The sequence below is a fragment of the Chryseobacterium sp. 7 genome, assembly GCF_003663845.1.
Lineage (GTDB): Bacteria > Bacteroidota > Bacteroidia > Flavobacteriales > Weeksellaceae > Chryseobacterium.
In genome coordinates this window covers 1,414,295-1,427,580 of sequence record NZ_RCCA01000001.1, presented here as the reverse complement: position 1 = coordinate 1,427,580, position 13,286 = coordinate 1,414,295, and the positions used below count along the sequence as shown (strand labels likewise).

The following is a 13,286-nucleotide window of genomic DNA, read 5'->3' as shown; positions in this document are numbered from 1 at the left end:
GTTAAAGATTGAGTTATTGTATAAAATTATACAGGGCTTCCATGAATTTTGGATAAACTTCAATATGGGGAAGATGCCCTACATTTTCAATTTCTACAAGCTTTGAACCGGTAATTTCACGTTGGGTTTTCTTTCCTAATTCCTGATACTGCCCCATTTTAGACTGAAGTTCCTTGGGCGCTCTGTCCTTTCCTATTGCCGTTCTGTCTCTTGTGCCAATGATAAGCAATGTAGGAACTTTAATATTTTTAAATTCATAGCAAACAGGCTGATTGTAGATCATATCTGAGGTAAGCGCCGCATCCCAGGCCACTTGCGGATAATCTTTATGAAGCGTCCATCCAGCAATTAAGTCAAGCCATGGTTGGTATTCTTCTTTCCATTTGTTGTCATAATAGAATTTCAGCTGATAATTTTTATAAGTTTCGGCTGTATTTTTCAGCTCGGACTGATAAGCCTGATCAATGGTTTGATATGCTGCAAAAGTCTTATAATCTTCCAGCCCGATTGGGTTTTCGAGAATCAGTTTCTGGACTTTTTCAGGATATAGTAATGTAAATCTGGTTGCTACCATTCCTCCCATTGAATGTCCAAGCACTATTGCCTTATCAATTTTGAGTTCATCAAGAATTCCTTTTGTATTTTCTGCCAGTTGCGAAAAGGAAAACTGGTACGCATGAGGTTTTGAAGATTTTCCAAATCCTATCTGATCCGGAATCACCACTCTGAAACCTTTAGCAGAAAGATCTTTAGCAGTTCTCTCCCAATATGCACCATTAAAATTTTTCCCATGAAGAAGCATAATTGTTTTTCCATTGGATTTTTGTGGTTTTACATCCATATAAGCCATTTTCAGATCTTCTCCTTGAGATGTGAGATTGAGAAAATGAACTTCGTAAGGATATTGATAATCAGACAACATTGCATCCAGAGGTTTTATCTGTGAGAACATAAAACCGGAAACCGATAAAGTAAAAATGGTCATTATATTTCTGAAATGTTTCATGAAACTTTAATTTTAAAGATTAAAATTAAAAAAACCGCTCCAAAAGGAACGGTTTCAACTGTTATTTTTAGTTAAATATTTTTTAAGCTATATTATGCCATCGAAATTTCTTTTTCTTTCTTTGAAGGTAAATTCATCAGAACAATAGCAAAGAGGATAAGGGCAATTCCTACCCATTGGATGAGAAACACTTTCTCTCCCAATAAAACAAAAGCCATCGTTACAGAAACCGGAAGCTCCAGTGAGGAAACAATACTTCCCAGCCCCAATCCTGCATTTGGAAACCCTACATTGAATAAAATTGGAGGGATAATCGTTCCAAACAACGCTAAAACAAATCCATAGGTCAAAAATATTGAATAGTTAAATGAGTGGATATGTTCTGTATTGTCTGTAAAATTTAAGTATAATGATTTTAAACCATCAAAATACATAGGTCCTATCTGAGCAAAAAATAAAAATGCAAAGACTACTACTGAACCACCTGCCAACATAATAATACTCTTTCTGAAAACCGGAAGATGGGTAGCAAGTGTATTAGAAGTGAACATCGTCAAAGTATAGGAAGCAGCCGCCATCAATCCCCAGAATACCCCGTGCCAGTCCAGCTCTATTTCCATATTAATAAGATTCGTTGCGAGAACTGTTCCCAGCAATACAATCACCACAGAAACTACTTTTCTTGCGTTGGGCAGCTTCTTAGTAATAATACTTTCCACTACTACACTGAACCAAACTGACTGCATCAACAGTACAATAGCAATAGAAACATTGATATATTGTACCGCAATATAATAGAATAAGCTTGTTCCTCCCAGGGAAGTTCCTGCAAGCAGCAGCATTCTTACTTCTTTAGAACTTGGCAGTGATAATTTCTGTTTTGAGGTTAAAGTCTGAATAAGGTTAAGGATCAAAAGTCCTGTCAAACCTAAAACGAATTGAGAGGTAGTCACTTCCGAGGTTGTAAACCCATCATGGTAAGCCATTTTCACAAAAGTGGCCAACATACCGTATATACTAGCTCCAATCCCTACAAATAAAACACCTTTTAGTATATTTTTCTTCTTCATAATTTTTTTAACAACCTGCAAAGGTACGATATATAAATTAAACCATTCTGAAGCGTGTATAGTAATAGATAAATAAAATCGCCACAAGCAAGCTTGTGGCGATTTTACAATTGAATATATGTAAATTATTTTTTAACCATTACTTTTGAAGAAGCTTCAAAACCAAGTCCTTTGATTTTAACCATATAAGTTCCGTTGATCAAATTGCTTGTAGAGATTGCTTTCTTAGCATCCGGTGAAATTTTATCTTCAGAAGAAACCAGTTTTCCAGTCATATCATACAGTTCTACGCTTACTTTCCCTAAAGTATTGCTTGGGAATTTGATATAGAATTCATCTTTAGCCGGGTTTGGATAGATAGAAACATCTTTGTTTTTATTACTGTTTACTTCATTAGTACTCAATAATGCACATTCTTCCGGCACGTTGAAGTCCTGAATCTGGTCATTAATATTATTTTTAACTCCTGCAGAAGCATTCACTCCTAAACCTCTTCTGGCAAAAACTCCCCAGATCATACATTTATCCTGTCCTTGTGTAGTTGCCAGCTCTGCAGCCAATATTGCATTTCTTCCTTCAATAAAGCTAGGGTTACATCCCTGAAGTTTCAGAGCGTCTGTTACAAGTTGTAATACTTTTGTGCTTCCGTTAGGTGTTGAAGATAATACATCTGAAGAGTATCCATATTTTTCAACATATTTCCAGTGAAGATCCCATAGCATGGTAGCCCATACAAAACCAATGGAGTGTACATCCGGAACTATTGCCGTTCCGTTGTTGTATTCCATTCCGTTGGTATTTCCGTAAGTATATCCGTTAACTGAAAGGTTTGTTGAATATTTTGCAGGTCTGATACCAGCCCCTGTAATTGCCTGTCCTAATGCATAAGTACCTGTACCTCTTGCTACAGTAGCATTATCTCCTGCTTTGTTTGTAAGCATTAATGCAAAGAAATCAGACCATCCTTCTCCCATTTGCTCTTTACTTACTCCTGAATTCAGACAGTTATATCCGGTACCGGTCATTCTGTTGGATATTCCGTGGCCATATTCATGAGTTACGATTCCGTTATCAAAGCTTCCATCAGGAGTCATATTTCCTTTTAAGGTAACATTTACAGTTGTACTTGCTGCCATCTGCGTTTTGATATATTCTCCTTCTGCATTGGTAATAAGTACTGAAGGAATTGTAATTGTTGGATCATTACCCGCCATATTTCCTATAGTAGCCCCATTCACTGCGTTGTTATAAACAATCGCCGCTTTTGCTCCGGCATCCTGAAGGTTTTTTACTTTAACAGCAAAGGCGCATGTTCCTCTTTCAACCAAACCAATTTTTTCTGTCAGTGAACCTGCAGGCAAAGCAGTACATCCATCTAAAACTGAAGATAATGCTACATCTCCTGTTATTCCGTTCATAGGTAACGGGTTACCAAACTGAGCCGTTCCGGCTCCCGGTGTACGGGAAACCGCAGCACTTGGTGCATTATAATAAAATACTCTTCCAATGGGAGACCAAAGGTACATCTGCATTTTTCCATTATAACCTTCCGGTGGTGAAGAGAAATTGGCATTATTTAACCCGCTTCCATCCTGAGCTTCTGCATATACAGAATCATCATCTGTCCCTACCGCTCCATTTCCAAAATTGTTCTGCTGGAAGTTTCTTCCGGTTTCTGTAAACCCGAACTGATAGAACACATCATGAATTTTGTTGTTCAGATAAAATAAATTGGTAATAGCAGCATTCCTGTTGTTTAATGGAGTTTCATTGATATCAAAAGGGAAATTAAAGTTTCTTGCAGCACCACCATCAGCCGGGGCTCCTGTAAGGTAATCAGGCGCTGTTAAAGCCGTTCCGGCAGCATCCTCATAAGCAAAAACATTATTTCCTCTTGTAATAGTATAATGATTGGTTCCGTCAGAATGCCATCCTTCAGGAGAAGCGTTCAGAAGCCAAGGGTTGGTAATAATTGATCTTGAACCAAAAGTTGGCGCTTCAATAGGCAATGGAAATACATTATAAGATGCATTATCCGGCAAAAGGAAAGGAATATTGTTTTGTACGATACTGTTCTGAGGTCCTGACAAGGTATTCTCAAAATGATCAGCATGGCTATAATCCGCGTCTGAACTATAGGCATCATGATGGAAATTACAAGATACCGTCAGGTTATTTTTCATCAGGATATTCCCATTGTTCGCATCTACTAAAATATTCCAGTAATTCGGAGATTTTGGCTCCATTAAGATATACTCATATGCCAGACGAAGATTTCCATTCTCATCATTCGTATATACCAGTCTTTGATTGGCAGAGGTAGATTTTTTCTGAGTTTTTTCAAGATATTCCAGAATCGTAAAATTGGCAATATCAGGATTCTTAAGATCTTCAGCAATCTTTTGAAGTGCTGTACCTTTATTAATAACAGCTGTACCTGATGTAGATGCAGTATAATCTTTTACAAAATTATCTGTGTAGTAAACAATTTTATTGTCCTTAATCAATGCTGTTCCTACAGAGCTGTATATTGGCAAGCCATTATAGGTCTGTAAAAATTTCACAACATTACCATTCAATGATTTTGAAGGATCTACATTATCAATAATGATATTGTTAAGATCAGACTTCTTATATTCTCTTATTTTATTTTGAGAAATATAATCTTTAATCAGTTTTTCATTGTCTTGTCCAAACAATACTGTAGGAAATGCAGAAAACACTGCAAATAAAAGAGGTAGAGCTTTATTTTTCATATCCATTATTAAAGTCGCTAATCTACAAATAATTCATAAATTATTATTGTTTTCTTTAATCAAAATTTAAAAATAATTTAATACAAACAAAATAAGAGAATTAAATTGGTTTTGCCTATTTCTCAATAAGGAGAACACCATAATAAATCTACCCCCTAACACATTATATTTATGGCACTTTTATATTTTTTTTGATGTAATTATTTCATTAAATAAAATCATCAATCAATGAATATTTCTAACCCTCTTTTTACTGTTTTTTGAAAATCTTCATTTCCTGACAACTAAAAAAAGTATGTCTTTTTTCCTTTACCGTTAATTATATAGGCATAAAAAAAAGCCGCTCAAATGAGCGGCTCCTTATGTATGAATGGTTCAAAGATTATTTACCTTCTTCCATTTTTCTTTTCAACTCTGCTAATGCATCGATGTCTCCAAGGGTAGATCTTTCTTCGTTGTTAGAAGAAGAACTTACATTTCTAGAAGAAGATTCTTTAACGTTTTTCTTTTCTTCGTCTCTGAAGATACCTGTGTGAGATACTACTACTCTCTTGAATTCTTTGTTGAATTCGATTACTTTGAATTGAGCATCTTCACCTTTTTTGATTTTAGATCCATCTTCTTTCTCTAATAATCTTGAAGGGCAGAATGCTTCTACTTCAGCATCTTCGAATTGAACAGAAGCTCCTTTATCGTGAACTTCTACAGCTTTACCAGCGTGGATAGTTCCTTCAGCATATTTAGTTTCGAATTTATCCCATGGGTTTTCAGTCAATTGCTTGTGACCTAGAGATAATCTTCTAGCTTGGATATCTAATTCAAGAACTACAACGTCTAATTTATCACCTACTGCGCAGAACTCAGATGGGTGCTTGATTTTCTTAGTCCAAGAAAGATCAGAGATGTAGATTAATCCGTCGATACCTTCTTCTAACTCTACGAATACACCAAAGTTAGTGAAGTTTCTTACCGTTCCTACATGCTGAGATCCTACCGGATACTTAGCTTCGATGTTTTCCCATGGATCTTTAGACAATTGCTTGATACCAAGAGAAATTTTTCTTTCTTCTCTATCTAAAGTTAATACTTCAGCTTCTACTTCATCACCTACTTTTACAAAATCTCCAGCAGATCTTAAGTGAGTAGACCAAGACATTTCAGAAACGTGGATTAATCCTTCTACACCTGGAGCGATTTCTACGAATGCACCATAGTCAGCAAGAACTACTACCTTTCCTTTTACTTTGTCACCTACTTTCATGTCAGCAGAAAGAGCATCCCAAGGATGAGCTTCTAATTGCTTCATACCTAATTGGATTCTTGTTTTCTCATCATCGAAATCAAGGATTACAACTTTCACAGTCTGTCCGTCCTCTAGGATTTCAGATGGGTGGTTCACTCTAGACCAAGAAAGGTCTGTAATGTGGATCAATCCATCTACACCTCCTAAGTCAATGAATACACCGTAAGAAGTGATGTTCTTAACAGTTCCTTCAAGAACCTGACCTTTTTCAAGCTGAGCGATGATTTCTTTTTTCTGACCTTCGATATCTGCTTCGATCAATGCTTTGTGAGATACCACTACGTTTTTGAACTCAGGGTTGATTTTCACAACTTTGAACTCCATAGTTTTTCCTACGAACTGATCGTAATCTTTAATTGGCTTAACGTCAATTTGAGAACCAGGTAAGAATGCTTCGATTCCGTGAACGTCAACGATCATACCACCTTTAGTTCTAGATTTAACAAAACCGTTAACGATTTCTCCAGTTTCGTGAAGTTCGTTTACTTTATCCCAAGCCTTAAGCGTTCTCGCTTTTCTGTGAGATAACTGTAATTGTCCGGTTTTGTCTTCTCTCTTGTCAACCATTACTTCTACCTCATCACCTACTTTCAGGCCTTGGTTGTAACGGAATTCGTTTAGAGAGATAACACCTTCTGATTTGAAGTTGATGTCTACGATAGCTTCTTTATCAGTTAATCTTACTACTCTACCAACTAAAACGTCGTTATCGTTCAGGCTGTTAAGAGATCCGTTGTAGATTTCTTCTAAGTCGCTTTTTTCTTTTCTCGCATCTGCATCAAGACCTGATTCGAATGAATCCCAATCAAATTGTTCTGGTGCTACGTTTTGGTTTAAAATAACCTCTGCTGAATTTGTCTCTTTTGACATTTTCTAATAAAATTTGTATTCCTTCTTTTTTAACGGTTTGAATAAATGCGGATTAAAAAATACGGAAGTAATTAATTGTAAGTAATTTACTCTTCAAACCTTTTCGCCACAAAAGTGGGTGCAAAGATATGAATTTTATTTAAAACAAGCAATACATTCAAACATGTTATTTTTTGGCTTATATAGTTAAAAATCAATACTTTGATTAAAAGAATGCTTCGGCTGCGCTCAGCATGACATCCTAATACTAACTGTTTTAAATTTAGAATAAATTAATATCCAGTATCATGCTGAGCATAAACTGAACGCTTACGAACGCAGTTCACGAAGCATCGATAATAAGTAGAAAACAAAATGAGATTCTTCATTTCGCTACGCTTCATTCAGAATGACAGCAACACAGAATTAAAGAAGGGCAACATTTTCTTATTCCTCTCAACATCTCTTATTCTAAAACGCTACCACCTCAAACTCTCAACCCTCAAACTCACCATCCTCACACTCAACACCACCTAAATTCACTACCTTTGCACCATGGAATTAGAATCAATCTATCAAAAGCTGCAGATTCAGGATATGAATCAGATGCAGAAATCTGCTTATAAGGCGTCTGAAAACAATACAGACATGGTCTTGCTTTCTCCTACAGGATCAGGAAAGACTCTTGCCTTTTTATTTCCGGTGCTGAGGAATCTGAAAAAAAATGTTCAGGGAGTTCAGGCATTGATATTGGTTCCTGCCAGAGAGCTTGCTTTACAGATTGAACAGGTTTTTAAATCTATGGGAACAGATTTTAAAGTATCTGTATGCTATGGCGGACATGATAAAAAGATAGAGGTTAATAATTTAATTGAAGCTCCGGCTGTACTCATCGGAACCCCGGGAAGAGTGGTTTACCATTTAAGAAATAACAATTTTGAGCCGAAAACAATTAAAACCTTAGTTCTTGATGAATTCGATAAAGCTCTGGAACTCGGTTTTCAGGATGATATGGAATTTATTTCTAATTCCTTAAAAGGGCTTTCCCAAAGAATTTTAACATCTGCAACAGCAATGGATGAAATTCCTGCTTTTACAGGTTTAAAAGATGAAAAAGTGATCAGTTTCCTTAAAGAAAATGACATAAAGCCAGATCTTCAATTGAGAAAAGTAATGACTATTCCTGAAGAAAAACTGGATGCGCTTTTCAATCTGGTTTGTAAAATCGGAAACAAGAGAACTTTGATCTTCTGTAACCACCGTGAAGCTGTAGACCGTATCTCCGAACTTCTTAACCAAATGGGAATCGACAGAGAAACCTTCCATGGTGGTATGGAACAGGACGAAAGGGAACGTGCTCTTCTCAAATTCAGAAATGATTCCGCAAGAATTCTTATTACAACTGACTTAGCTGCCCGCGGACTTGATATTCCTGAGGTAGAATCTATTGTTCATTACCAGCTTCCTCCCAAAGAAGATGCTTTCATCCACAGAAACGGACGTACAGCAAGAATGAACGCCAAAGGTTTTGTATATCTGATTATGACCGAGGAAGAAAACTTCCCGTTTATTAAAAACAATACACCGGAAGAAAGTGTTGCCGGATTTACTAAAGTTCCGCAGAAAACACCTTTCCAGACGGTTTATATCAGCGCAGGAAAAAAGGATAAGGTGAATAAAGTAGATATTGTAGGATATCTTTTAAAGAAAGGAGAACTGCAAAAAGAAGATGTCGGAATTATTGAAGTAAAAGATACTACCTCTTATGTTGCCGTTTCCAGAAATAAAGTAAACGCTCTTTTAAGAAAACTTCAGAACGAAAAACTGAAAGGAAAGAAAGTGAAAATGGAGGTTGCTTATTAAACCTTTTACTCAATACTCTATTGTCATTGCGAACGAAGTGAAGCAATCTCATATGTAACGAAAAGAGATTGCTTCATCTATGCTCCTCGCAATGACACAAAAATTATTTGATCCCTCTTACCCTTGTAGGGAAAGTATACACAGATTTAGAAGCTGTAATGAAAAGTACATTATTGTTTTTTCCGCCAAAAGCAACATTGGATGTCCACTTTTCAGGGATAGAAATATGATAAATTTTCTTTCCCAAACGATTAAAAACATACACTCCATCTCCTGTTAAATAAAGATTTCCGTGCTTATCCAGCTCCATTCCGTCTGAGCCCATTTCGCAGAATAACTTTTTCTCAGACAATTTTCCGTCGCCCAATATGTCATACACATAGGTTTTCCCGGCATCAATATCCGAAATATATAATTTCTTTAATTTTTCACTTCCTACAATTCCGTTAGGCTGAGTGAAAGTATCAAGTTTAGTCACTTTTCCTGTTTTATCTCTGTAATAAAGGCTTTTATGCTCAATTTCCTGTTTAAAACCTGTCCAGTATTCTCTCTCATACAAAGGATCTGTAAAATACATCCCTCCGGTGTCATCATTCCAGACATCATTAGGTCCGTTCAGCCTTTTCCCTTCAAAGCCTTTAAGCAGAACTTCTACTTTTTTATCCTTTGAAATTTTCCAGATCTCTCCCTGATCGTCAGAACAGGTAATCAAATATCCGTCTTTATCGAAATGTGTTCCGTTTGCCCTTCCAGTCTTATCTAAAAACTCTATGACCTTATTGCTTTTCCAGTCCCAATAATAAATCTTATCGTTCGGCTGATCTGTAAAGTAAACATTCCCTTCCTGATCTGCTGATGGTCCTTCCGTGAAACTGAACTTGTCGGAAACCATTTCCGGCTGTACTCCTTCATAAAACATTTTACTATAATTTACTGATTGACAGTTTACCAATGCGAAAACCAAACCAATCATGCTTATTTTAAAGATATTCTTCATACTTCATTTTTAAAGCTGCAATTTACAATATGACTCACAGGTTTCAAAATATTTTCTCATTTTGATACAATAAAAATTCAAAACATAAAATGTCCTAATTGTACTATTTTATAAGTGGATCATATTAGTAGTAAAAGGATATATTCCGGAGCTTTGCAGTAACAGGATCAACTACTTTTTTTGAAAGGAAAATGTCATTAAAAAAGGATGAATCCGGATGAAAATTGTACCAAAATACTTTATAGCATACAACAATGAGCGCAGAGTCTAACAATATCAAGTCTTTGGAAATTGAAAATGAAGATTTCAGAAATTCAGTGGGAACTATGGATGAAACCGGGAAAAGGAAATGGATTTTCCCCAGAAAGCCCAAAGGAAAATATACCAATTACAGAAATTATACAAGTTATCTTCTTCTTGCTTTATTTTTCGGATTACCTTTTGTAACTATCAATAATAATCCTTTTCTTCTCATTAATGTTATCGACAGGAAATTCTTTATTCTGGGACAGCCTTTTTATCTTCAGGATTTTTTCATTCTTGCTTTGGGAGCGGTAACCTCTGTGATTTTTGTGATGCTGTTTACCGTAGTTTTCGGAAGAATATTCTGCGGCTGGCTATGCCCTCAGACGCTTTTCATGGAAATGGTTTTCCGAAAAATTGAATACTGGATTGAAGGAGACCGGAATAAACAAATGAAGCTCGACAGACAGGAATGGGATGCTGAAAAAATCCGGAAAAGACTGACGAAATGGTCTGTTTTTCTTTTAATTTCATTAATCATCTCCCACTTCATGTTCATGTATATTGTAGGATATAAAGAGGTTTTCCGTATTATGAGTGAAGGTCCCGCTGGAAACTCACTGAAATTTACGGTCATGATATTTTTCACCATGACATTTTATTTTGTTTTTGCATGGCTTCGTGAGCAGGTCTGTACGCTGGTTTGCCCATACGGAAGACTTCAGGGTGTACTGATTGACAAGCAGACCATCAATGTATATTATGATTTTAAAAGAGGAGAAGGGCGTGCAAAATGGAGAAACAATGAAGACCGAAAAGCTGCCGGAAAAGGAGATTGCATCGACTGTAACCAATGTGTGGTAGTATGTCCTACGGGAATTGATATCAGAAACGGACAGCAGCTGGAATGTGTAAACTGTACAGCATGTATTGACGCATGTGATGAAGTAATGGACAAGGTGGGCTTACCTAAAGGACTTGTTCGCTATGCTACGGAAGCCGAAATTGAAAATCAGGATAAATTCCGGTTTACTCCAAGAATGAAAGCTACAACCGTTATTCTGGCATTACTCATCGGATTTCTTGGATTTTTAATGTATGATCGTGGTTCTATGGAAGCAAAATTCATCAAACCAGCCGGCTCTACTTTTTTTGTTAAAGACGGTAAAATCACCAATACTTTTATTTATACTCTTTTAAATAAATCAAATGAAAAGAAAACCCTTTTCATTAAAGTGATCACTCCTAACCATGCTGAAATTACCTATTTCGGTTCCGAAAAAATCATCTTAAAAGGTGACCAGATCCTGAAAGGAAACATCAACATTTCCTTCCCTGAGGAAGAGATTAAATTTTCAAAACAAAATATGGTCATTGGAGTTTTTGATGAAAAAGGATCACTGGTAGATTCTTTTGAAACGACTTTTGAAGGACCATTTAAGTTAGCTTTGTAGGTGGCAGATGGTAGGTGACAGGTTGCAGGGATTAGGGACTAAGAAAATACTTTGAAAATATTGACAAAGCGTATTTGTGATCCAATAAGCGATACCCATCAACAAAATCAACTAATAACCAGAAATAAAAAGCAACCAGCAACTTTAAACTCAAAACATTAAACTTTGAACTCATTAAGCCTTATATTTCCTCATAAACTGAGTAGGAGTCATTCCGGAGCTTTTCCGGAATACTCTTACAAAGTAGGAGTATTCTTCATATCCTAACCGGAAAGCAATTTCAACAAGGCTTTCATCCAGATACATCAACATTCTTTTGGCTTCCAGCACTACCCTTTCTGTAATAACATCTGTGGCTGTTTTCTGAACAACCGTCTGTACGATCCTGTTTAAATGTTTAGATGAAATTCCCATTAAAGAAGAATAATAGGTAATTGATTTCTGTTCTGCAAAATGCTGTTCAATCAAATTTTCAAAATCCTGGTAATGCTTAAAATAAGAAAGTCCGGCAGTGGAATTCATGGGATCAAAATCCCTTGAAAATAACCGGGTAGCATTGATGAAAATCTGGGACATTAATGATAAAATAAAGCCTTCTTTCATAATGTTTTTAGCCTGATGCTCTTTCCCCAATTCCTGAAATAAAGCAATATTTCTTTTCAGTTCCAGAGCATCCAATTGAAGTTTTCTTGGAAAAGATACAGATCCGAAAAAGGGAAAATTTCTAAGCTTCTGATTCACATAGTACATTTCATAAAACTCCTGAGAGCAAAAGAAAATATACCCTTCAATATCTTCAGAAAGTTCCCAGCTGTGAATCTGCCCTGGTGACAAAAAGAAAAAGCTTCCCTCGGAAACATCATATTTTTGGAAATCAATTTCATGTACTCCTGTTCCTTTCGTAAAAAGAACTGCGGCATAGAAATCATGCCTGTGAGGTTTTTCAATATGACGGTGCCCCACTACCAAATGATTTTTCATCGTATTAAAATAAAAATCTGAAGTATTTTTACCCGCCTGGAAAAGATTGATATGAAGAACTGAGATCGGATTCATCACTTATATTTATATGGATCGTAAGGATTCACAAATTTAAACAAAAAAGAACCAGTATATCATGAACCTCTATATCTACTACTACAAACGTTTGTTATTAAAGGATGATTAACCCCATCAATTCCTTTGAAACAAAGTATGACCGCACTTTTTACAATATATTTTGGATTAAACTTTAAAAAATTTTTATCTTTGAAGTTTAGGAGTTGTAAAATGAAAATAAATTTACCTGATAAACTGTATTATTCTATAGGAGAAGTAGCCAAAGCATTCGATGTAAATACTTCATTAATACGCTACTGGGAACAGGAATTCCCTATTATCAAGCCTAAAAAGAACAGAAAAGGTAACCGATATTTCACTCCTGAAGATATCAAAAACCTTCAGATGATCTACCACCTGGTAAAAGAAAAGGGATATACCCTGGACGGAGCCCGTATCGCTTTGACCACCAACAGTAAAATTTCCGAAACAATTACCCTCATCGACCGACTGGAATTTGTAAAAGCTGAACTCATCAAGCTAAAAGAATCTTTAGGAGAAAGAGATGGCGAATAATTTCTTTGAAAATAGAATAACCTCCGCTGCAATGAATTGCATCGGAGGTTTTGTTTTAATTCTATCAGGAAATAGAATCAATAGCTACTTCCGAACGTACTACCCCCTTCAGCTTACCCCTATATCCTTTG

The 13,286-nt window shown here is 36.1% G+C and carries 9 protein-coding genes; 3 read left to right on the top strand and 6 right to left on the bottom strand.

From position 1 onward, the window contains the following. Positions 1 to 13 precede the first annotated feature (13 nt). From CLU97_RS06550 to rpsA, 4 genes are all read right to left on the bottom strand, one after another. Positions 14 to 1,006 carry an alpha/beta fold hydrolase gene (locus tag CLU97_RS06550; RefSeq protein WP_121487210.1) on the bottom strand — a complete coding sequence of 331 codons (993 nt, stop codon included), beginning with the start codon at positions 1,004 to 1,006 and terminating at the stop codon, positions 14 to 16. A 92-nt stretch (positions 1,007 to 1,098) separates the two neighbouring features. Beyond that, on the bottom strand, positions 1,099 to 2,076 hold the full coding sequence (locus tag CLU97_RS06545; RefSeq protein ID WP_121487209.1) for an EamA family transporter: 978 nt from the start codon (positions 2,074 to 2,076) through the stop codon (positions 1,099 to 1,101). Between the two features lie 125 nt (positions 2,077 to 2,201). Further along, on the bottom strand, positions 2,202 to 4,832 hold the full coding sequence (locus tag CLU97_RS06540) for a T9SS-dependent M36 family metallopeptidase (RefSeq protein ID WP_228437554.1): 2,631 nt from the start codon (positions 4,830 to 4,832) through the stop codon (positions 2,202 to 2,204). 382 nt (positions 4,833 to 5,214) lie between these two features. After that, positions 5,215 to 7,005, bottom strand: coding sequence for a 30S ribosomal protein S1 (gene rpsA, locus CLU97_RS06535; protein WP_045494893.1), 1,791 nt, complete (start codon positions 7,003 to 7,005; stop codon positions 5,215 to 5,217). A gap of 534 nt (positions 7,006 to 7,539) precedes the next feature. Between rpsA and CLU97_RS06530 the strand changes: the two genes are divergently transcribed. Next, the gene (locus tag CLU97_RS06530; protein WP_121487207.1) at positions 7,540 to 8,847 is read left to right on the top strand and encodes a DEAD/DEAH box helicase; all 1,308 of its coding nucleotides are present in this window, start codon (positions 7,540 to 7,542) and stop codon (positions 8,845 to 8,847) included. Positions 8,848 to 8,950: 103 nt separating this feature from the next. Here the strand turns inward: CLU97_RS06530 and CLU97_RS06525 are convergent, their stop codons facing one another. Continuing rightward, positions 8,951 to 9,844, bottom strand: coding sequence for an SMP-30/gluconolactonase/LRE family protein (locus tag CLU97_RS06525; RefSeq protein WP_121487206.1), 894 nt, complete (start codon positions 9,842 to 9,844; stop codon positions 8,951 to 8,953). A 254-nt stretch (positions 9,845 to 10,098) separates the two neighbouring features. Here CLU97_RS06525 and ccoG point away from each other — a divergent pair, with 254 nt between their 5' ends. Beyond that, positions 10,099 to 11,541 carry a cytochrome c oxidase accessory protein CcoG gene (gene ccoG / locus CLU97_RS06520; RefSeq protein WP_121487205.1) on the top strand — a complete coding sequence of 481 codons (1,443 nt, stop codon included), beginning with the start codon at positions 10,099 to 10,101 and terminating at the stop codon, positions 11,539 to 11,541. 174 nt (positions 11,542 to 11,715) lie between these two features. Here the strand turns inward: ccoG and CLU97_RS06515 are convergent, their stop codons facing one another. Then, positions 11,716 to 12,597 carry an AraC family transcriptional regulator gene (locus tag CLU97_RS06515; RefSeq protein ID WP_121487204.1) on the bottom strand — a complete coding sequence of 294 codons (882 nt, stop codon included), beginning with the start codon at positions 12,595 to 12,597 and terminating at the stop codon, positions 11,716 to 11,718. 213 nt (positions 12,598 to 12,810) lie between these two features. Between CLU97_RS06515 and CLU97_RS06510 the strand changes: the two genes are divergently transcribed. Beyond that, a complete protein-coding gene (locus CLU97_RS06510) occupies positions 12,811 to 13,155 on the top strand; it encodes a MerR family transcriptional regulator (protein ID WP_105683719.1) in 345 nt (114 codons plus the stop codon). Positions 13,156 to 13,286 lie beyond the last annotated feature (131 nt).

What these genes read in the sequence shown, in the direction of transcription:
- CLU97_RS06550 (WP_121487210.1), bottom strand. Translation starts at nt 1,006, where the DNA reads ATGAAACATTTCAGAAATATAATGACCATTTTTACTTTATCGGTTTCC.
- CLU97_RS06545 (WP_121487209.1), bottom strand. Translation starts at nt 2,076, where the DNA reads ATGAAGAAGAAAAATATACTAAAAGGTGTTTTATTTGTAGGGATTGGA.
- CLU97_RS06540 (WP_228437554.1), bottom strand. Translation starts at nt 4,832, where the DNA reads ATGAAAAATAAAGCTCTACCTCTTTTATTTGCAGTGTTTTCTGCATTT.
- rpsA (WP_045494893.1), bottom strand. Translation starts at nt 7,005, where the DNA reads ATGTCAAAAGAGACAAATTCAGCAGAGGTTATTTTAAACCAAAACGTA.
- CLU97_RS06530 (WP_121487207.1), top strand. Translation starts at nt 7,540, where the DNA reads ATGGAATTAGAATCAATCTATCAAAAGCTGCAGATTCAGGATATGAAT.
- CLU97_RS06525 (WP_121487206.1), bottom strand. Translation starts at nt 9,844, where the DNA reads ATGAAGAATATCTTTAAAATAAGCATGATTGGTTTGGTTTTCGCATTG.
- ccoG (WP_121487205.1), top strand. Translation starts at nt 10,099, where the DNA reads ATGAGCGCAGAGTCTAACAATATCAAGTCTTTGGAAATTGAAAATGAA.
- CLU97_RS06515 (WP_121487204.1), bottom strand. Translation starts at nt 12,597, where the DNA reads ATGAATCCGATCTCAGTTCTTCATATCAATCTTTTCCAGGCGGGTAAA.
- CLU97_RS06510 (WP_105683719.1), top strand. Translation starts at nt 12,811, where the DNA reads ATGAAAATAAATTTACCTGATAAACTGTATTATTCTATAGGAGAAGTA.